General features: G+C 66.3%; 15 protein-coding genes. 5 read left to right on the top strand and 10 right to left on the bottom strand.

From position 1 onward, the window contains the following. Positions 1 to 109: 109 nt before the first annotated feature. Together BLT03_RS14875 and BLT03_RS14870 are read left to right on the top strand one after the other, a co-directional pair. Positions 110 to 1,054 carry a DMT family transporter gene (locus BLT03_RS14875; protein ID WP_092744540.1) on the top strand — a complete coding sequence of 315 codons (945 nt, stop codon included), beginning with the start codon at positions 110 to 112 and terminating at the stop codon, positions 1,052 to 1,054. Positions 1,055 to 1,212: 158 nt separating this feature from the next. Continuing rightward, positions 1,213 to 3,450 carry an NADP-dependent isocitrate dehydrogenase gene (locus BLT03_RS14870; protein ID WP_092744539.1) on the top strand — a complete coding sequence of 746 codons (2,238 nt, stop codon included), beginning with the start codon at positions 1,213 to 1,215 and terminating at the stop codon, positions 3,448 to 3,450. A gap of 114 nt (positions 3,451 to 3,564) precedes the next feature. Here BLT03_RS14870 and BLT03_RS14865 read toward each other — a convergent pair whose 3' ends face one another. The 9 genes from BLT03_RS14865 to urtA all read right to left on the bottom strand — a co-directional run bounded on the left by BLT03_RS14865 (position 3,565) and on the right by urtA (position 11,524). Next, positions 3,565 to 3,939, bottom strand: a complete 375-nt coding sequence (locus tag BLT03_RS14865; protein WP_092744538.1) for a hypothetical protein — start codon at positions 3,937 to 3,939, stop codon at positions 3,565 to 3,567. Positions 3,940 to 4,042: 103 nt separating this feature from the next. After that, complete coding sequence (locus tag BLT03_RS14860; protein WP_139160403.1) at positions 4,043 to 4,528, bottom strand: hypothetical protein; 486 nt, start codon at positions 4,526 to 4,528, stop codon at positions 4,043 to 4,045. 149 nt (positions 4,529 to 4,677) lie between these two features. Then, entirely contained in the window at positions 4,678 to 5,034 is a 357-nt protein-coding gene (locus BLT03_RS14855) for an FmdB family zinc ribbon protein (RefSeq protein WP_092744536.1), read from the bottom strand. 29 nt (positions 5,035 to 5,063) lie between these two features. After that, positions 5,064 to 6,290 carry a formamidase gene (gene fmdA, locus BLT03_RS14850; protein WP_092744535.1) on the bottom strand — a complete coding sequence of 409 codons (1,227 nt, stop codon included), beginning with the start codon at positions 6,288 to 6,290 and terminating at the stop codon, positions 5,064 to 5,066. Between the two features lie 84 nt (positions 6,291 to 6,374). Further along, entirely contained in the window at positions 6,375 to 7,064 is a 690-nt protein-coding gene (gene urtE, locus BLT03_RS14845) for an urea ABC transporter ATP-binding subunit UrtE (RefSeq protein WP_092744534.1), read from the bottom strand. A 27-nt stretch (positions 7,065 to 7,091) separates the two neighbouring features. Further along, complete coding sequence (gene urtD, locus BLT03_RS14840; RefSeq protein WP_092744533.1) at positions 7,092 to 7,835, bottom strand: urea ABC transporter ATP-binding protein UrtD; 744 nt, start codon at positions 7,833 to 7,835, stop codon at positions 7,092 to 7,094. A gap of 42 nt (positions 7,836 to 7,877) precedes the next feature. Further along, positions 7,878 to 9,080: an urea ABC transporter permease subunit UrtC gene (gene urtC / locus BLT03_RS14835; protein WP_092744532.1), complete on the bottom strand. Its 1,203-nt coding sequence runs from the start codon at positions 9,078 to 9,080 to the stop codon at positions 7,878 to 7,880. 58 nt (positions 9,081 to 9,138) lie between these two features. Further along, positions 9,139 to 10,053 (bottom strand): urea ABC transporter permease subunit UrtB, encoded by a 915-nt coding sequence (gene urtB / locus BLT03_RS14830; RefSeq protein WP_092744531.1) that lies wholly within the window; start codon positions 10,051 to 10,053, stop codon positions 9,139 to 9,141. Positions 10,054 to 10,258: 205 nt separating this feature from the next. Further along, positions 10,259 to 11,524, bottom strand: a complete 1,266-nt coding sequence (gene urtA / locus BLT03_RS14825) for an urea ABC transporter substrate-binding protein (RefSeq protein WP_092744530.1) — start codon at positions 11,522 to 11,524, stop codon at positions 10,259 to 10,261. A 190-nt stretch (positions 11,525 to 11,714) separates the two neighbouring features. Between urtA and BLT03_RS14820 the strand changes: the two genes are divergently transcribed. From BLT03_RS14820 to BLT03_RS23975, 3 genes are all read left to right on the top strand, one after another. Next, positions 11,715 to 15,152 (top strand): hybrid sensor histidine kinase/response regulator, encoded by a 3,438-nt coding sequence (locus BLT03_RS14820; protein WP_175537768.1) that lies wholly within the window; start codon positions 11,715 to 11,717, stop codon positions 15,150 to 15,152. Then, the gene (locus tag BLT03_RS14815) at positions 15,136 to 16,053 is read left to right on the top strand and encodes a response regulator transcription factor (RefSeq protein ID WP_092744528.1); all 918 of its coding nucleotides are present in this window, start codon (positions 15,136 to 15,138) and stop codon (positions 16,051 to 16,053) included. Before BLT03_RS14820 ends, BLT03_RS14815 begins: the two co-directional genes overlap by 17 nt. Positions 16,054 to 16,295: 242 nt before the next feature. Continuing rightward, on the top strand, positions 16,296 to 16,841 hold the full coding sequence (locus BLT03_RS23975; RefSeq protein ID WP_139160402.1) for a hypothetical protein: 546 nt from the start codon (positions 16,296 to 16,298) through the stop codon (positions 16,839 to 16,841). A gap of 45 nt (positions 16,842 to 16,886) precedes the next feature. On the opposite strand, the gene BLT03_RS14810 is transcribed toward BLT03_RS23975, so the two are convergent. After that, entirely contained in the window at positions 16,887 to 17,696 is an 810-nt protein-coding gene (locus tag BLT03_RS14810) for an alpha/beta fold hydrolase (RefSeq protein WP_092744527.1), read from the bottom strand. Positions 17,697 to 17,767 lie beyond the last annotated feature (71 nt).

Raw genomic sequence — 17,767 nt, 5'->3', positions numbered from 1 at the left:
CTAAAACAGTGGAATGTGACTGTTTTCATGCATTTTCGCGCTGCGTTGTCATACAACCTGATGCAAAATTCCCCTTTTTGGGGCAAGCACCCCTACTGGAAAGAAGCCCATGTCGCCCCCTCAATCTCCGCTGGCGCAGCGCAGGAACGTGTTCCTGCTGGCGCTGTTGTGCTGCCTGTTATGGGGCAGTTCGTACCCGGCCATCAAGAATGGCTACGAACTGTTCGGCATCGAGGGCGGAGACATTCCTTCCAAGCTGGTGTTCGCAGGCTGGCGCTTCGCGCTCGCGGGCCTGGCGCTGCTGGCCTGGGTGGCCGCCAGCGGCAGGGAGCTTTGCGGCTGGCCTGCCAGGGCCTGGGGCCAATTGGCGGTGCTGGGCCTGCTGCAGACCACGCTGCAATACATCTTTTTCTACATCGGCGTTGCCAACACCACCGGGGTGAAGGCTTCGATCATGAATGCCACCGGAACCTTCTTCAGCGTGCTGCTGGCCCACTGGCTGTACCACAACGACCGCATCAGCCATGCCAAGGCCTGGGGCTGCATTCTGGGATTTGCCGGGGTGATGGCGGTCAACTTCGGGGCCGGTCTCACCGGGGCATTGACCGCCTTCGAGTTCGCCCTGCTGGGCGAGGGCTTCGTGGTGATCGCGGCGCTGGTGCTGGCCCTGGGCGGCATCTACGGCAAAAGCATTTCGCAAGGCATGGACCCGGTCGTGATGACTGCCTACCAGTTGACCATCGGCGGCGTGGTGCTGCTGGTGCTGGGCTATGCGATGGGCGGCGGCCTGGGCGAAGTGACGTGGGCTTCGTCGTCGCTGCTGGCCTACCTGGTGATGCTGTCCGCCGTGGCCATATCGATCTGGAGCCTGCTGCTCAAGCACAACCGGGTGAGCCTGGTCACGGCGTTCAACTTCATGGTGCCCGTGTTCGGCACGCTGCTGTCGGCCTGGTTCCTTGAAGAGAACCTGCTGGAGTGGCGCAACGCAGCGGCCTTGGTGCTGGTGTGCGGCGGCATCTGGCTGGTAACGAAGGTGGCCGCACCGCGCGCATGAGCCTGCGGCGGGCCGTCGATCAAGCCCTCTTTCGGGGCCGCTATCGGCCGCGCCGGCACCCGCCCCTGAACGGCGCTGAGGGGCATCTCTACCCGCTGCCTTCAGAAAGCGCGAAAATCACAGGTTGATCCGTCCCCCTTCCCAAGGAACCCAAGCGCATGAGCACGACGCAACCGACCATCATCTACACGCTGACCGACGAAGCACCCGCACTGGCGACCGCCGCCTTCCTGCCGATCGTGCGGACCTTCGCGGCCCCAGCGGGCATCAACGTGGAGACCAGCGACATCTCGGTCGCCGGCCGCATCCTGGGCCAGTTTCCCGAGCGCCTGACCGAGGCACAGCGCGTGCCCGATAACCTGGCCGCCCTGGGCAAGCTGACGCTCTCGCCCGACGCCAACATCATCAAGCTGCCCAACATCAGCGCATCGGTGTCGCAACTGGTGGCCGCCATCAAGGAACTGCAGGGCAAGGGCTACGCGATTCCCGACTACCCCGAGAACCCGACGACCGACGAAGAAAAGGACATCCGCGCCCGCTACAACAAGTGCATCGGCAGCGCGGTGAACCCGGTTCTGCGTGAAGGCAACTCCGACCGCCGCGCGCCCAAGGCCGTCAAGGAATACGCCCGCAAGAACCCGCACAGCATGGCCGAGTGGAGCCAGGCATCGCGCTCGCACGTCTCGCACATGCACCACGGCGACTTCTATCACGGCGAAAAGTCGATGACGCTGGACAAGGCGCGCGACGTGAAGATGGAACTGGTCGGCAAGAGTGGCAAGACCACGGTGCTCAAGCCCAAGGTATCGCTGAAGGACGGCGAGATCATCGACAGCATGTTCATGAGCAAGAAGGCATTGCTCGAGTTCTATGAAAAAGAGATCGAGGACGCGCACAAGACCGGCGTGATGTTCTCGCTGCACGTCAAGGCGACGATGATGAAGGTGTCGCACCCGATCGTCTTCGGCCATGCCGTGCGCATCTTCTACAAGGAAGCCTTCGCCAAGCATGCACAGCTCTTCGAAGAGCTGGGCGTGAACGTCAACAACGGCATGGTCGATCTGTACAACAAGATCGCCACGCTGCCGCAGAGCAAGCAGGACGAGATCAAGCGCGACCTGCACGCCTGCCACGAAAACCGGCCCGAACTGGCGATGGTCGATTCGGCCAAGGGCATCACGAACTTCCACTCGCCCAACGACGTGATCGTCGATGCCTCGATGCCCGCCATGATCCGCAACGGCGGCAAGATGTGGGGCGCCGACGGCCGCCTGAAGGACACCAAGGCGGTGATCCCCGAGAGCACCTTCGCCCGCATCTACCAGGAGATCATCAACTTCTGCAAATGGCATGGCAACTTCGACCCCAAGACCATGGGCACCGTGCCCAACGTGGGCCTGATGGCCCAGCAGGCCGAAGAGTACGGCTCGCACGACAAGACGTTCGAAGTGCCTGAAGCCGGCGTGGCCAACATCGTCGATCTGGCCACGGGCGAAGTGCTGCTGAGCCAGAACGTGGAAGAAGGCGACATCTGGCGCATGTGCCAGGTGAAGGACGCACCGATCCGCGACTGGGTCAAGCTGGCCGTGACCCGTGCCCGCAACTCCGGCATGCCCGCCGTGTTCTGGCTGGACCCGTACCGCCCGCACGAAAACGAAGTCATCAATAAGGTGAAGACCTACCTGAAGGACCACGACACGACCGGCCTGGACATCCAGATCATGAGCCAGGTGCGCGCGATGCGCTACACGCTGGAGCGCGTGATCCGCGGCCTGGACACCATCAGCGTCACCGGCAACATCCTGCGCGACTACCTGACCGACCTGTTCCCCATCATGGAACTGGGCACCAGCGCCAAGATGTTGTCCGTCGTGCCCCTGATGGCCGGCGGCGGCATGTACGAAACGGGTGCCGGCGGCTCGGCGCCCAAGCACGTGCAGCAACTGGTGGAAGAAAACCACCTGCGCTGGGATTCGCTGGGCGAGTTCCTGGCCCTGGCCGTCAGCCTGGAAGACCTGGGCCTGAAGACCGGCAACCCACAGGCCGCCCTGCTGGCCAAGACGCTGGACACCGCCACCGGCAAGCTGCTGGACACCAACAAGAACCCCAGCCCCAAGACCGGCCAGTTGGACAACCGCGGCAGCCAGTTCTACCTGGCGCTGTACTGGGCCCAGGAACTGGCCGCACAGACCGAGGACAAGGCCCTGGCGGCCAAGTTCGCAGGCCTTGCGAAGACGCTGGCCGACAACGAGCAGAAGATCGTGGGCGAACTGGCCGACGTGCAGGGCAAGCCAGCGGACATCGGCGGGTACTACCTGCCCGACCCGAAGAAGACCGAGGCCGTGATGCGCCCCAGCGCCACGCTGAATGCAGCGCTGGCGGCCGTGACCGCCTGATCCACCGCTGAAACTGCCGGTCCTTGTGCAAGGGCCGGCCAGCCCAGAAAGCGCCTGCCCTCTCCGCAATGGAGAGCAGGCGCTTTTTTAATGCCGGCGCAACCGACCGCCATCTCAGCGGGGAACGAACAGGAGCTGCCCTTCTGGCGTTGGCCGATAGCTGAAGCGCCCGTCGAGCACCACCTTGCTCCCGATGCGCGCCACCCACGTGTAATCGCCCACGCGGGTGCCCGCATTGCCGAAATCGCCGGGATAGTGCACGGTGCCGGCCCGCTCGCCGCCTCCTTGGGGCTCGGCGGTTGCAGTGGTCGTCTTGCCGTCCGGCATGGTGACGGTGAACTCCACACGCGGCTGCCGGGTGGCCATCTTGTCGCTCACGCTCAGCGCGATGGAGGGGCGCGCAGTGAGCAGCACGTTCTGGGCGAAAGCCGGGGCGGCTGCGGCCAACAGCGCCGCGCACGCCACGCTGCGAAAAGAAGAAGAGGTCATCGGGGCTCCTTTTTTGTGGGGACGTGTGGATCGGAAACGCGGTGGACTGCGCGTTCAACGGGTAGCGCCCAGTCCACACGGGACGGTAGACCGGCAACGGAGGTCAATCGCCACACTGCACCGCACGAAGGTTGGGAACGGAGGCCGGCTCCCAGGGCGCGCGGCCGATCTGCGTGCCGCCACCCCAGCCGTATTCGAAGGATTCGCCCTGCGGTGCAGTGCCAAACGCGCTGATGCGCCCTTTGCCCACATCGAAACCCCAGGCCTGTTCCAACCGCTTTATCTCCAGCGGGGTGCCGGGCGGCAGCGTGCGAACCCGCCGCATGCCGTGGAAGCTGTCGTTCGACGTATCGCGCGGATGCGCTGAGAGCACCAGCGTGGATGCGTCGCGCATCTGGTACAGGCCGGCCTCCTGCAGCAGCACCACGCGGGCCGGCGCGCGCAGCGGCAGGCATCCGCTGACCGCGAGGTCATCGCGGCCTTCACAGCCGGCCAATGCCAGCAGCGGAAACAATGCGATCCCGGCGCGGCGCCAGCCTGCCGCCGCCCAGGGACACCGTTTCGAAACCCTCGCAGCACGATTTGCCATGGACGAAATGTGTCGCAACGGACACCGCCCACGGGTAAGACAACTGCGCAGCCTGTCCCCCGGGCCCGCCATCGCCCTGTGCCTTCTCGACCCTGCGCGGGTGGGGGACCGCAGGACCGGCCCCCAGGCCTACCAACGTCTCACAACAGTCAGTGGCTGATCATCCAGGGCCGTTTCGACGGAAACGCCTTCGCTCCGTTCGGCGCCGTCACCGTCGCCCCGCGCTTGCCCGTGCTGCAGCAGCCGCACCCCGCCGGATGCCGCATGCGCCCGTAGCTCCCTTCCTCGCTGTTGCGGGAGGACCGCGGCGCATGCTGCGCCCGCTCGTTGGTGTCGAAAGCGCGGCGTTGCTCCGGGCTCACGCAGGCCAGCCGCGGGGCGCTGGCGAAAACGCGGGGGGATGCGGCGCTGCACTGGGGACAGGCAGCGGGCTCGTTGCGCAGCGCCAGGCTGCGCAGGGCATCGAAGCCGCCGCAGGTGGCGCACTGGTAGTCGTAGGTGGGCATGGCGCGGTGTCCTGTCGGGTGGCGGCTGGTCAGACGAGGTCGGGCGACAGCGGCATGTCGATGCTGCCGTCCAGCATCTTCACCGGGCCATTGGCGTTGGGGTTGATATCGAACTCGAAGATCTGCGTCGGCAGCCACAGCGTGGCGCACGCGTTGGGCACATCGACCACGCCGCTGATGTGGCCCTGCACCGGGGCCGTTCCCAGGATCGAATACGCCTGAGCGCCGCTGTAGCCGAACTTCTTCAGGTACTCGATCGCGTTCAGGCAGGCCTGGCGGTAGGCGACGTTCACGTCGAGGTAATACTGCTTGCCGGCTTCATCGACCGAGATGCCTTCGAAGATCAGGTAGTCGTTGTAGGTCGGCACGATCGGGCTGGGCTTGAAGATCGGGTTCTTGATGCCGTACTTGGCCATGCCGCCCTTGATCAGCGTCACCTTCATGTGTACCCAGCCGGCCATTTCGATGGCGCCGCAGAACGTGATTTCGCCATCGCCCTGGCTGAAATGCAGGTCGCCCACCGACAGGCCCGCGCCCTCCACGTACACCGGAAAGAACACCTTCGATCCCCGCGACAAATCCTTGATGTCGCAGTTGCCGCCGTGCTCGCGCGGCGGCACGGTGCGGGCGCCCTCGGCCGCGGCCTTGTCGCGCGCCTCTCCGGTCATGCGGCCCATGTGGGCGGTGCCGGGCGAGGGCGGATTGGCCAGGCCCGCGGTGGGGTCGGTGTCGATCAATTGCTGCTCGCGGGCGTTCCACAGGTCCAGCATGGGCTTGTCGGGCAGGCAGCCGATCAGGCCGGGGTGGATCAGGCCCGCGAAGTTCACCCCGGGAATGTGGCGCGAGCTGGTGAACATGCCCTTGAAGTCCCAGATCGACTTTTGCGCTTCGGGAAAGTGCTCGGTCAGAAAGCCGCCGCCGTTCTTCTTCGAGAAGAACCCGTTGAAGCCCCACAGGCTGTCCGGCTTGGCGCCGATGTCCAGCAGGTCCACCACCAGCAGATCGCCGGGCTCGGCGCCTTTCACGCCCACCGGTCCCGACAGGTAGTGCACGGTGGTCAGGTCGATGTCGCGCACGTCGTCGGCGCTGTCGTTGTTCTTGATGAAGCCGCCCGTCCAGTCGAAGGTCTCCAGGATGAAATCGTCGCCCGGGTTGACCCAGCAGGCCATGGGAATGTCGGGGTGCCAGCGGTTGTGGATGTTCTCGTTCTGGGTCGGCGATTGGCTCAGATCGACGTGGATGAGGGTTTCAGCCATGGCGTGCTCTCCTGGAAAGTGAAGGGAAGGCGAGAGGGGAAAAAAGGGAACGGGGAATCGGAAATGCGCCCCGGCAGCGGCCGGTCAGACGGACAGGTAGGCCTTGATGCGCTGCTGGTCGGTGTCGGCGCGGGCCGTTTCGTGCACCAGCCGGCCGCCTTCGATGACGAACAGGCGGTCGGCCACGTCCATCGCGAACGACAACACCTGCTCGCTCACCACGATGGTGATCTGGCGCAGCTTGCGGATCTCGTTCAGCGCCTTGGCGATGTCTTTGATGATCGAAGGCTGGATGCCTTCGGTGGGCTCGTCCAGCAGCAGCACCTTGGGGTCGGTGACCAGGGCGCGGGCGATGGCCAGTTGCTGCTGCTGCCCGCCCGAGAGGTTGCCGCCCTTGCGGCGGCGCATGTCCCACAGCACGGGGAACAGGGCATAGATGTCGTCGGGAATCTGCCGCGTTTTGGAGTTTTCCAGGCCGGTCTGGATGTTCTCTTCCACCGTGAGCGTGGGGAAGATCATGCGTCCCTGCGGAACATAGGCAATGCCCTTGGCCACGCGGCGAAAGCTCTCGTCCTTCGTCACCTCCTGGCCGTCCACGGCGATGTGCCCGCTCTTGACGGGCATCACGCCCATGAGGCTCTTGAACAGCGTGGTCTTGCCCATGCCGTTGCGGCCCATGATGGCCACGGTCTCGTTGGCGCGGCCTTCGAACGAGATGCCGTGCAGCGCTTCGCTCTGGCCGTAGGCCACGAACAGGTCTTTGACTTGCAGCATGCGGATGCTCCTGTGTGCGGATGCGTTTCAGTGGCCGAGGTACACGTCGATCACCTTGGGGTCGTTCTGGACCTTGTCCATCGACCCCTCGGCCAGGATCTTTCCCTGGTGCATGACGGTGACCTTGTGCGCGATGCGCTTGACGAACTCCATGTCGTGCTCGATCACGATCACCGCGCGGTTCTTGCAGATGCGCTGCAGCAGCTCGGCGGTCAGCTCGCGCTCGCGGGCGCTCATGCCGGCGATGGGCTCGTCCAGCATCAGCAGTTCGGGCTCCTGCATCAGCAGCATCCCGATCTCCAGCCATTGCTTCTGGCCGTGCGAGAGCAGGCCGGCCTCGGTGGCCAGCAGCTCGCCCAGGCCGATGTCGTCGGCCACGTCCTGAACGCGCTCCTTCACCGCGCTGGTGCAGCGAAACGCCAGCGCGCCGAACACGGTGCGCCCGGTGGGATACGACACCTCCAGGTTCTGGAAGACCGACAGGTTCTCGTAGATGGACGGCGTCTGGAACTTGCGGCCGATGCCCAGCCGCACGCGCTTGTGCTCGGCCATGCGCGTCAGCTCCTCGTTCTTGAACTTGATGCTGCCGCTGGTGGCCCGCGTCTTGCCGCAGATCAGGTCCAGCAGCGTGGTCTTGCCCGCGCCGTTGGGGCCGATGATCACGCGCAACTCGTTGCGGTCCACGTACAGCGTGAGGGTATCGATGGCCTTGAAGCCGTCGAACGAGACGGTCAGGTCTTCCACGGCCAGGGCGAAGTCGGTGTTGCTCATGGGAAGGGCTCCGGTGCGTGGTGCGGGGTGTGGCGTGCGCGGTCAGGCGCTCTGGCTGCGGGGGCCTTCGGGCAGGCCCGGGGCGCGCTGACCCTTGGCCGCATCGAGCTCGGAAGGGGCTCGCGGGGCTGCAGCGGGCGGCGGCACGGCGGCCTGGCGCAGGGCCTCGCGGCGGCCTTTCCACCAGGGCACGACATGGCTCTCCCACAGGCCCGCCAACCCCATGGGGAAGGCCATGGTCACGCCGATGAACAGCGCCGCCATCAAAAAGAGCCACAGATCGGGAAAGCTCTCCGAGAAATACGTCTTGCCCGCATTGACCAGCAGCGTGCCGTACACGGCGCCCACCAGGCTCATGCGCCCGCCCACCGCCGCGTAGATCACCATCTCGATGGACGGCACGATGCCCACGAAGCTCGGCGACATGAACCCCACCTGCAGCGTGAACAATGCGCCGCCGATGCCCGAAAGCGCCGCCGCCAGGCAGAAGGTGAACACCTTGAAATTGGCCACGTCGTAGCCCGAGAACCGCACGCGGTCTTCCTTGTCGCGCATGGCCAGCAGCAGCGTGCCCAGCTTGCTGGTCTGGATGAAGCGGCACAGCACGATGGACAGCACCAGCAGTGCCACGCACACGTAGTACAGGATGTACTTGGCGCTGTCGGTGCGCGTGTCCCAGCCCCACAGGGTCTTCAAGTCGGTCATTCCATTCACGCCGCCCGTGTAGCCCTGTTGGCCGATGATGAGCACCGTGCAGATCAGCGCCACGGCCTGCGTGATGATCGCGAAATACACGCCGCCCACGCGGCGCTTGAACATGGCGAAGCTCACGATCCAGGCCAGCAGCGTGGGCACAACGATCACGGCCGCCAGCGAGAACGGCAGGCTCTTGAACGGCACCCAGAAAGCAGGCAGCTCGGTGATCTGGTTCCAGTCCATGAAGTCCGGGATGCCCGGCGTGGACTGGATCTTGGTGCTCACGGGGTCGGACGCTTCGAGCTTCAGGAACATCGCCATGGCGTAGCCGCCCAGGCCGAAGAACACGCCCTGCCCCAGGCTCAGCACACCGCCGTAGCCCCACACCATGACCAGGCCGATGGCCACGAAGGCGTAGGTGAGGTACTTGCCCACGAGGTTCAGGCGAAAGATGTCGAGCGCCAGCGGCAGCACCACGGCCAACAACACCGTGAGCAGCACCAGGCTGGCAAGCTGGTAGCGCCGTATCCAGGCTTTCAGGGCGTTCATGGAAGGACTCCGATCTTCTGGGCGCAAGCGGGGGCGGGACGTGGGTTGCTGCGGGCGGTCATCGGCGCACCTTGCTGGCGAACAGGCCCTGCGGCCGCACCATCAGGATCAGCACGATCAGCGACAGCGTGATCACCTTGGCCATCGAGCCCGCCAGGAAGAATTCGGTGATCGACTGCGTCTGGGCGATGCCGAAGGCCGACACCACGGTGCCCAGCAGGCTGGCGGCGCCGCCGAAGGTCACGACGAGGAACGCATCCACGATGTAGAGCGACCCCGAGGTCGGCCCTGTGGAGCCGATGGTGGTGAAAGCCGCCCCAGCCACCCCCGCGATGCCGCAGCCGATGGCGAAGGTGAGGCGGTCGGTCTTCTTCGTGTCGATGCCGATGGCGTTGGCCATCACGCGGTTGCTCACCGTGGCGCGCACCCGCAGGCCCCATCGGCTTCGGTGCAGCGCAAGCAGCACACCGGCCGTTACCACCAGCGTGAGGGCCAGCACGAAAAGGCCGTTGATGGGAATGTCCAGCCCCTCGGCGGGTGCCCACGAACCCAGCAGCCAATCGGGCAGGGTCGGGCTCACTTCCTTCGGCCCGATGAAGGTGCGAAAGCACTGCTGCAGCCCCAGGCTGATGCCCCAGGTGGCCAGCAGCGTGTCCAGCGGGCGTTTGTACAGGTGGCGGATCAGTCCCCACTCCACCAGCCACCCCGCGATGAACGCGAAGCCGAAGGCCGCGACGATGGCCAGCGGAAAATAGAACGGCACCCATTGCGGCGCGTGCGTGGAAGCCAGCGTGGAGCCCAGGTAGATGGTGTAGGCGCCAATGGTCATGAACTCGCCATGCGCCATGTTGATCACGCCCATCTGCCCGAAGATGATGGCCAGCCCCAGGCCCATGAGCAGCAGCACGGCGAACAGGCTCAGGCCGGCGAAGCCCTGCATGAGGCCGATGTTGAGCATTTCGGAAAAAGTCATGGTGCAGCTCCTGCGTGCAAGCCCATCAAGGAAAAAATACCGATGCGACAGTGCCATCCTCGCGACAGTCCGCACCAGGCGCGGGACTGACGACCGGCGCGGCCTCATGCCGGGGACGCCGAGGAAGGGCCGCCCCGCACCGAGGGTGTCGTCCCCCTCCCGCGCAGCGAGAGAGGGGGAAGGCGCGAAGCGCCTCAGGGGGTGGTCACTGGTACCCCTTGGGGAAGGGATCGGGCTTGATGAGTTCGGGCGATTCCGCCACCACCTTGAACGTGGCGTCCGGCAGCCCCTGCGCGATGCGCGACTTGCTCCACAGGTGGTGGTTGGCGTCGAGCTTCACGTAGCCCTCGGGCGCGGTTTTCAGTTCGATGCCCGGCGATGCGGCCACCACCTTGTCCACGTCGAAGCTCTTGGCTTTTTCGACTGCGGCCTTCCACAGCCAGGGGCCGAGGTAGCCCGCCTGCGTGACGTCGCCGATCACCGCAGTGGGGCCGTACTTGGCCTTGAACGCGGCCACGAACTTCTTGTTGTTCTCGTTGTCCAGCGACTGGAAGTACTTCATCGACGAATAGAAGCCCGCGAAGTTCTCACCGCCCACGCCGGTCATCTCGTCCTCGGTGACCGACAGGGTCACCAGCAGCTGCTTGTCGCCCGTGATGCCCGCCGCCTTGAGCGCCTTGTAGAACGCCACGTTGGAGCCGCCCACCACGGCGACGAAGAGGCAGTCGGGCTTTTGCACCTTGATCTTGTTCATCAGCGAGCCGAAGTTGGTGCTGCCCAGCGGGTAGTACTCTTCGCCAACGATCTTGCCCTTCTGGAAGTTCTCGACGTGCTTGCGCGCAATCTTCATCGAGGTGCGGGGCCAGATGTAATCCGAGCCGATCAGGAAGAACGTCTTGGCCTTCTTCTCGGTCTTGGCCCACTCCAGGCTGTACAGGATCTGCTGCGTGGCTTCCTGCCCGGTATAGATCACGTTCTTGGACTGCTCCAGGCCCTCGTAGAACGTGGGGTAATACAGCAGGCCGTTCTCTTTCTCGAACACCGGCAGCACGGCCTTGCGCGAGGCGCTGGTCCAGCAGCCGAACACCGCGGCGCAGTGGTCGTTGATGAGCAGCTTCTTCGATTTTTCGGCAAACGTGGGCCAGTCGGAGGCGCCGTCTTCCTTGATGACCTTGATCTTGCGGCCCAGCACGCCGCCCATGGCGTTGATCTGGTCGATGGCGAGCTGCTCGGCCTGGATGGAGCCCGTCTCCGAGATGGCCATGGTGCCGGTGGCCGAGTGCAGTTGGCCCACGGTGACTTCGGTGTCGGTCACGGCCAGCTTGGTGGTGTTGACCTGCGCGGTGGGCTGCGCGAAGGACCATGCCGGCAGTCCGGCCACCGACGCGGCGCCCATGGCCTGCAGCAGGCGGCGGCGGCCCGCGTCCGCGGCGGGAAGGCTGGAGACATTCGGATCGAGGGGGTGCTTCATGGGGAGCGCTCCTTGCAACAGGCAGAAGGGGTAAGGGGGCGACAGGGGTTGTCGGCAGTGCGTCGGTGGTTCCGCGCTGGGGCCAAGATTAGGGACAACCCTGCTGCGCGCCCATACGTCAATTGACGTAGCCCGCCCGTGCGCGCCCTCGCCCGGCACGGACAAGAACGTTTCTTGCATGCAGGCCGGCATGGCCCCGCCCGACACGCCCACCCCGCAGACCGCACCGCAGACGATCTTTCGGTTCCGCCGCGAATACAACGCCTGGGTGGCCGACGAAACGATGGAGGACTACGCGCTGCGCTACACGCCCAAGAGCTTTCGGCGCTGGAGCGAATGGCGCGTGGCCAACACCGCCTTCGGCTCGCTGTCGTTCCTGGCGCTGGAGGCCATCGGCGGCGCCATCGCGCTGAACTACGGCTTCGCCAACGCGATGTGGGCCATCCTGGCGGTGGGCGTGCTGATCTTTCTCACCGGCCTGCCCATCGCCTACTGCGCGGCGCGCTACGGCCTGGACATGGACCTGCTCACCCGCGGTGCGGGCTTCGGCTACCTGGGCTCGACCATCACCTCGCTGATCTACGCGGTGTTCACCTTCATCTTCTTCGCGCTGGAGGCGGCCATCATGGCGCTGGCGCTGCAGATGGTGGTGGACTGGCCGCTGCAGTGGTGCTACATGCTGTCGTCGCTGGTGATATTGCCCATGGCGATGCGCGGCATCACGCTGATCTCGAAGCTGCAGGCGTGGACGCAGCCGCTGTGGCTCTTCCTGCTGCTGTTGCCTTTCGTGTGGATCGCGCTGGCGCAGCCGCAGCTGTACCGCGACTTCGCGGGACTGTCGGGCCTCAAGAGCGGCAGCAGCCAGTTCGATCCGCTGATGTTCGGCGCCGCGGCGGCAGTGATCTTTTCGCTGGTGGTGCAGATCGGCGAGCAGGTGGACTTCCTGCGGTTCCTGCCCGAACGCACGGCCGCCAACCGCTGGCGCTGGTGGGGTGCCGTATTGGTCGCCGGGCCGGGCTGGATCGTGACGGGCATGCTCAAGATGGCAGGCGGCGCGTTCCTCGCCTTCGCGGCGCTGCAGTTCGAAGTGGGCACGCACCGCGCGGCCGAGCCCACGCAGATGTTCCTGGCCGGCTTCACGCAGGTCACCCAATCCCTCGGGCTGCCGGGGCTGGCCGTGGCGCTCACGGTGGTGTTCGTGGTGGTCTCGCAGATCAAGATCAACCTCACCAACGCCTACGCCGGCTCGCTGGCCTGGTCCAACTTCTTCGCCCGCATCACGCGCAGTCACCCGGGCCGCGTGGTGTGGCTGGTGTTCAACGTGGGCATCGCCACGCTGCTGATGGCGCTGGGCGTGTTCGGCGCGCTGGAGAAAGTGCTGGCCGTGTACAGCAACGTGGCCATCGCCTGGGTCGGCGCGCTGGTGGCCGACCTCGTCATCAACAAGCCCCTGGGGCTGTCGCCGCCCGGCATCGAGTTCCGCCGCGCGCATCTGTACGACTTCAACCCCGTGGGACTGGGCGCCATGGTGCTCGCGGCCGCCGTGGCCTGCTGCGCCTACGCCGGCCTGCTGGGCGACCATGCTGCGGCGTTTTCGCCCTTCATCGCGCTGGCCCTGTCGATGGCACTGTCGCCGCTGCTGGCCTGGGCGACCGGCGGGCGCTACTACCTGGCACGCACGCCGGACACCGGCTGGCAGCCTGGCGAGGCCGTGCGCTGCGCGGTGTGCGAGAACCAGTTCGAATCCGAAGACATGGCGCGCTGCCCCGCCTATGGCGCGCCGATCTGCTCGCTGTGCTGCTCGCTCGAATCGCGCTGCCACGACCGCTGCAAGACCGGCTCGCGCGCGGCCGACCAGCTGCGTGCCGTGGCCGCGCTGCTGCTACCCCGCACCTGGGCCGCGCGCGTGAACTTCCGCCTGGGCCAGTACCTGATGGTGCTGGTGTCGCTGTGCGCGGTGATGGCCTTCCTGGTGGGCGTGGTGTACGTGCAGGAAGGGCTGGAGACGCCGGCGCAGTTTCTGCGCACCCCGTTCCTGAAGGTGTTCGCGCTGCTCGCCTTGCTCGCGGCCGTGTGCGCCTGGTGGGTGGTGCTCAGCACCGACAGCCGGCGCATGGCGCAGGACGAGTCCGAGCGGCAGACGCAACTGCTGCTGCAGGAGATCGAGGCCCACAAGCGCACCGATGCCGAGCTGCAGGCCGCCAAGGACCGCGCGGAATCCGCCAGCCTGGCCAAGACCCGCTACGTGGCGGGCATGACGCACGAACTGCGCTCGCCGCTCAACAGCATCCTCGGCTACACGCAGATCCTGCTCAAGAACCCCGACACCGGCGGCTGGATGCGCGAGACGCTCTCCACCATGCAGCACAGCGGCCAGCACATGCACGCGCTGATCGACGGTTCGCTGGAGCTGGCCCGTATCGAAGCGGGCCGGCTGCGGCTGGACCTGGCTCCGCTGCCCCTGGCCGAGCTGATCCGCAACGTCGAAGGCATGCTGCGCCCGCAGGCCGAGGCGCGGGGCCTGGCCTTCGTGGTCGAAACGCTGGGCACCATGCCCGGATGGATACGCGCCGACGCCAAGCGGCTGCGGCAGATCCTGATCAACCTGCTGTCCAACGCCGTGCGTTTCACCCAGCAGGGCGAAGTGCGCCTGCGGCTGGACTTTCGCCCGCACGTCTCGCGCATCGAAGTGATCGACACCGGCATCGGCATCGAACCGCAGGACCTGGAGCGCATCTTCCTGCCGTTCGAGCGCGGCAGCGCCGGCCGGCGCGCGAGCGAGGCCGGCACGGGTTTGGGCCTGACCATCACGCACCTGCTCACCGAACTCATGGGTGGGCAGCTCACCGTGGCCAGCCGGCACGGCCAGGGCAGCACCTTCACCGTGCGGCTGTACCTGCCCGGCATTTCCCCCGACCCGGCATGGCGGCCCACCCATGCCGTCGCCCTGCGGCCCGTGATCGGCTACATCGCGCCGCGCCGCACGCTGCTGGTGGTGGACGACCAGCCCCTGCAGCGCCAGTTGCTGGCCGGGCTGCTGGTGCCGCTGGGGTTCACGGTGCGCGAGGCCGCCAGCGGGCGCGAATGCCTGGAGATCGTGCGCCACGACCCGCCCGACCTCGTGCTGCTGGACATCACCATGGACGACCTCGACGGCTGGCAGACCGCCGCGCTGCTGCGGGGCCTGCGGCCCCCGTCCGGGCTACCGATCGTCTTCGTCTCGGCCAACCAGTTCGACAACGAACCCGCACGGCTGGCCGCGGCCCAGTGCCAGGGATTCGTGGGCAAGCCGGTCATCGAATCGGAACTGCTGCAGGCCCTGCAGGGCGCGCTGCGGCTCGAATGGGTGCACGACAACACGCCGCCCAAGGCCCCTGCCACGCAGGGTTCGCCACCCGCCAGCCCCGCGCCGCCGCCCCACACCCTGCCCGCCGACCTGCGCGAAGACCTGAACCGCCTGGCGCGGCAGGGCCAGGCCGCCGCCGTGCGCGAGCGGCTGCGCGGCGCACGCGACGGCCTGCCCGGCCACGCCGCCGCGCTGGCGCAGCTGCAGGCCTGCGCGGACCGCTTCGACTTCGATGCACTGGCCCACCTTCTGCGAGAACCCGAACATGACGAACTCCCCTGACAGCGTGCAGGCCGCCGCCCCGCGCCGTGTCATCCTGGTGGTGGACGATGCGCTGGACACCCTGCGCATGCTGTGCGATGCGCTGGCATGCGAAGGCTATGCCGTGCTGGCCGCGCGCGATGCCGACGAGGCCATCGAGCGCTTCGAGGTGACCGTGCCCGACGGCGTGCTGCTTGATGCGGTGATGCCCGGCACCGACGGCTTCGCGCTGTGCCGCCGCATCAAGGCCACGCCGCCGTGGGCGCACGTGCCCATCGTCTTCATGACCGGGCTGTCGGAGACCGAGCAGATCCTGCGCGGCTTTGCCAGCGGCGGCGTGGACTATGTGGTCAAGCCCCTGCGCATTCCCGAGGTGATGGCCCGCCTGGCCACGCACGTGGCCAACGCGCAGGCGGCCCGGCTGGCGCGCGAGGCCGTGGACGTGGCGGGCCTGGGCGTGGTCGTGCTCGACGGCCAGGACCGCATCGCCTGGCGTTCGCCGCAGGCCACGCGCTGGCTGGAGGCCGCCTTCGGCGGGCACGGCGACGCTCCCGCGGGCGACCCCTCGCGCTGGCTGGCGCAGGCCCAGCGGCAGGGCGAAGCCGGCACGCCCCTGCCCGGCGGCCTCCAGCTGCAGGCCCGCCACCTGGGCGCGAGCGGCCTGGCCGAGTCGATGCTGCTGCTCAGCCAGGGCCCGGCCGCAGGCACCGCCGCGCCGCGGTTGCCGCCCGTTGCGCTGACCCCTCGCGAGACCGAGGTGCTGTCGTGGCTCGCCAAGGGCAAGACCAACCGCGATATCGCTGATATTTTGGGCATGAGCCCGCGCACGGTGAACAAGCACCTGGAGCACATCTTCGAAAAGCTCGGCGTAGAAACGCGCACCGCCGCGGCGGCGCTGGCGGGGCAGCTGCTGCAGGACTAGGTTCGGGCCCACGGCGCCCTTCGACATCGCGCGCCTCCGCCCCCTGCGTGGCCGAGGCCAGTTCCTTGTTGACCGGTCAGCGCGTCATCGGGACCGTTCTCCGGCCTGATGAGCGCAAGCGTTCTGCCGGCACGAAAGCTATAGTTTGCACGGCGCAACGGAGCCCTGCTTCGCAAAACTTTCTTGCGGTGAATCCGAAACCTGGGTGCCGTCAAAACATGGCTGATCGAACGAGAAACTGAATGAGACTGCGCTTTCCTCGCTGGCGTGACGGCCAAAGACCGATCACCTTGTTTGCAGTTATGACCATGGCGTTCTTCTATGCCATTGTTGTTCTGCGAAGTGAATGGGGACCTGCCACTGCAGGCTGTGGCGTGGTTGTTTTCGCGGTCTCGGCCTTGCTGTCGTGGAGAAGCTGGCTTGTGGCCCAAGAGGAGGTTGAGATCACCACCAACAGAACGCTGGTCATTCACAGGCGGGGTTGGTCTGGAAAATCAACAAAGTCGACGTACGCGCTCGATGACTTTGGCGCAATTCGTTCCTACCTGACAGCGGGTGCTCGCCGCATCAACCGGCTCGAGCTCGTGACGCTTTCAGGCCGTGAAGCCCTTCTGCTTGCCTCGCGCATACCTGCGGCCGAGGCAGGCTTTTGGCGTGTTAACGCGGAAAATTTGGAGAATCCCGAACTACTGAAGCTTCGAACCGAACTGGGAAGCAGATGGGGCTTCGTGGACCATGGATTTCAAGGACCGAAGTGGGTGGGAGCCATCATCAAAGGAAGCGAATAGCGTTCGCTCCACCTGCCCGAAATCACGCGTCGCGTCACGCCTGCTTCATATCTCGCCCAAAAACTGCCTCAGCAAGTCCGTGACGGCATTGGGGCACTCCAGGGACGGCAGATGCGCCACGCCGTGCAACGCGATCCCCTCCGCATTCGGCATCTGTTCTGCGGCCATCTGGGCGCGCTGCTGAACGTGGGGAAAATCCAGGTCACCCCAGACCACCCAGGCAGGCAACCGGATCTCCGAGAGCCGGCCGTACACCGGCACGTTGTTTGTCTCCCCGCCCCGGAGCCTGTTCGCGATGGCGATCGCATTCATCGCCAGGAACAGCTTTCGCGCGTCACCCCCCACCCTGAGTTCGGGCGACAGGGGGCCGTCCAGCCAGAGGCGTGCCTTGATGTGGTTCAGTGCCTCCCAGTCCCGCGCCTGCTCCGCGAGTTGCTGCGCTCGCAGCAGGCTTTCGATCTCGGGGGGATACGCCGGCGCCGGGGCGCCGCTGAGCGAGGGGGCGATCAGAAAGAGGCCCCGCACCCTGGACGGATGCGCCAGCGCCATCTCCAGCGCGATGCGGCCGCCCTGGGAACAGGCCACCACGACAGCCGGTTCCGTCACGCCCAGGCCCTCCAGAACGGCCAGCCCATCCGCCATCGATGACGAATCGGCCGTGCGCAGGGGCGAGTCACCGAATCCGGGGCGGTCATAGGCCATCACCCGGCAGGTGCCGGCCAATGCGCCCATCTGGGCGGCCCACATGCGCCGGTCGCAAACCGCCGCATGGAGGAATACAACGGGCAGGCCTTGTCCCGCGGTCTGCACCGACAGCAGCGACCCTTGGGACGGGACGGTCCTCGTTTCTGTCATCGTGCCCTTCCAGGGGGTCGCATTGCGTTGGATGGACTGACTTGGTTGCCGGGATTGCCGGCAACGGCTGT

It is taken from the genome of Paracidovorax valerianellae, from assembly GCF_900102625.1.
GTDB lineage: Bacteria > Pseudomonadota > Gammaproteobacteria > Burkholderiales > Burkholderiaceae_C > Paracidovorax > Paracidovorax valerianellae.
This window is presented reverse-complemented; position numbering and strand designations above follow the sequence as displayed.

Excerpts from the sequence above, each read along its gene's own strand:
- BLT03_RS14875 (WP_092744540.1), top strand. The coding sequence starts at position 110 with ATGTCGCCCCCTCAATCTCCGCTGGCGCAGCGCAGGAACGTGTTCCTG.
- BLT03_RS14870 (WP_092744539.1), top strand. The coding sequence starts at position 1,213 with ATGAGCACGACGCAACCGACCATCATCTACACGCTGACCGACGAAGCA.
- BLT03_RS14865 (WP_092744538.1), bottom strand. The coding sequence starts at position 3,939 with ATGACCTCTTCTTCTTTTCGCAGCGTGGCGTGCGCGGCGCTGTTGGCC.
- BLT03_RS14860 (WP_139160403.1), bottom strand. The coding sequence starts at position 4,528 with ATGGCAAATCGTGCTGCGAGGGTTTCGAAACGGTGTCCCTGGGCGGCG.
- BLT03_RS14855 (WP_092744536.1), bottom strand. The coding sequence starts at position 5,034 with ATGCCCACCTACGACTACCAGTGCGCCACCTGCGGCGGCTTCGATGCC.
- fmdA (WP_092744535.1), bottom strand. The coding sequence starts at position 6,290 with ATGGCTGAAACCCTCATCCACGTCGATCTGAGCCAATCGCCGACCCAG.
- urtE (WP_092744534.1), bottom strand. The coding sequence starts at position 7,064 with ATGCTGCAAGTCAAAGACCTGTTCGTGGCCTACGGCCAGAGCGAAGCG.
- urtD (WP_092744533.1), bottom strand. The coding sequence starts at position 7,835 with ATGAGCAACACCGACTTCGCCCTGGCCGTGGAAGACCTGACCGTCTCG.
- urtC (WP_092744532.1), bottom strand. The coding sequence starts at position 9,080 with ATGAACGCCCTGAAAGCCTGGATACGGCGCTACCAGCTTGCCAGCCTG.
- urtB (WP_092744531.1), bottom strand. The coding sequence starts at position 10,053 with ATGACTTTTTCCGAAATGCTCAACATCGGCCTCATGCAGGGCTTCGCC.
- urtA (WP_092744530.1), bottom strand. The coding sequence starts at position 11,524 with ATGAAGCACCCCCTCGATCCGAATGTCTCCAGCCTTCCCGCCGCGGAC.
- BLT03_RS14820 (WP_175537768.1), top strand. The coding sequence starts at position 11,715 with ATGGCCCCGCCCGACACGCCCACCCCGCAGACCGCACCGCAGACGATC.
- BLT03_RS14815 (WP_092744528.1), top strand. The coding sequence starts at position 15,136 with ATGACGAACTCCCCTGACAGCGTGCAGGCCGCCGCCCCGCGCCGTGTC.
- BLT03_RS23975 (WP_139160402.1), top strand. The coding sequence starts at position 16,296 with ATGAGACTGCGCTTTCCTCGCTGGCGTGACGGCCAAAGACCGATCACC.
- BLT03_RS14810 (WP_092744527.1), bottom strand. The coding sequence starts at position 17,696 with ATGACAGAAACGAGGACCGTCCCGTCCCAAGGGTCGCTGCTGTCGGTG.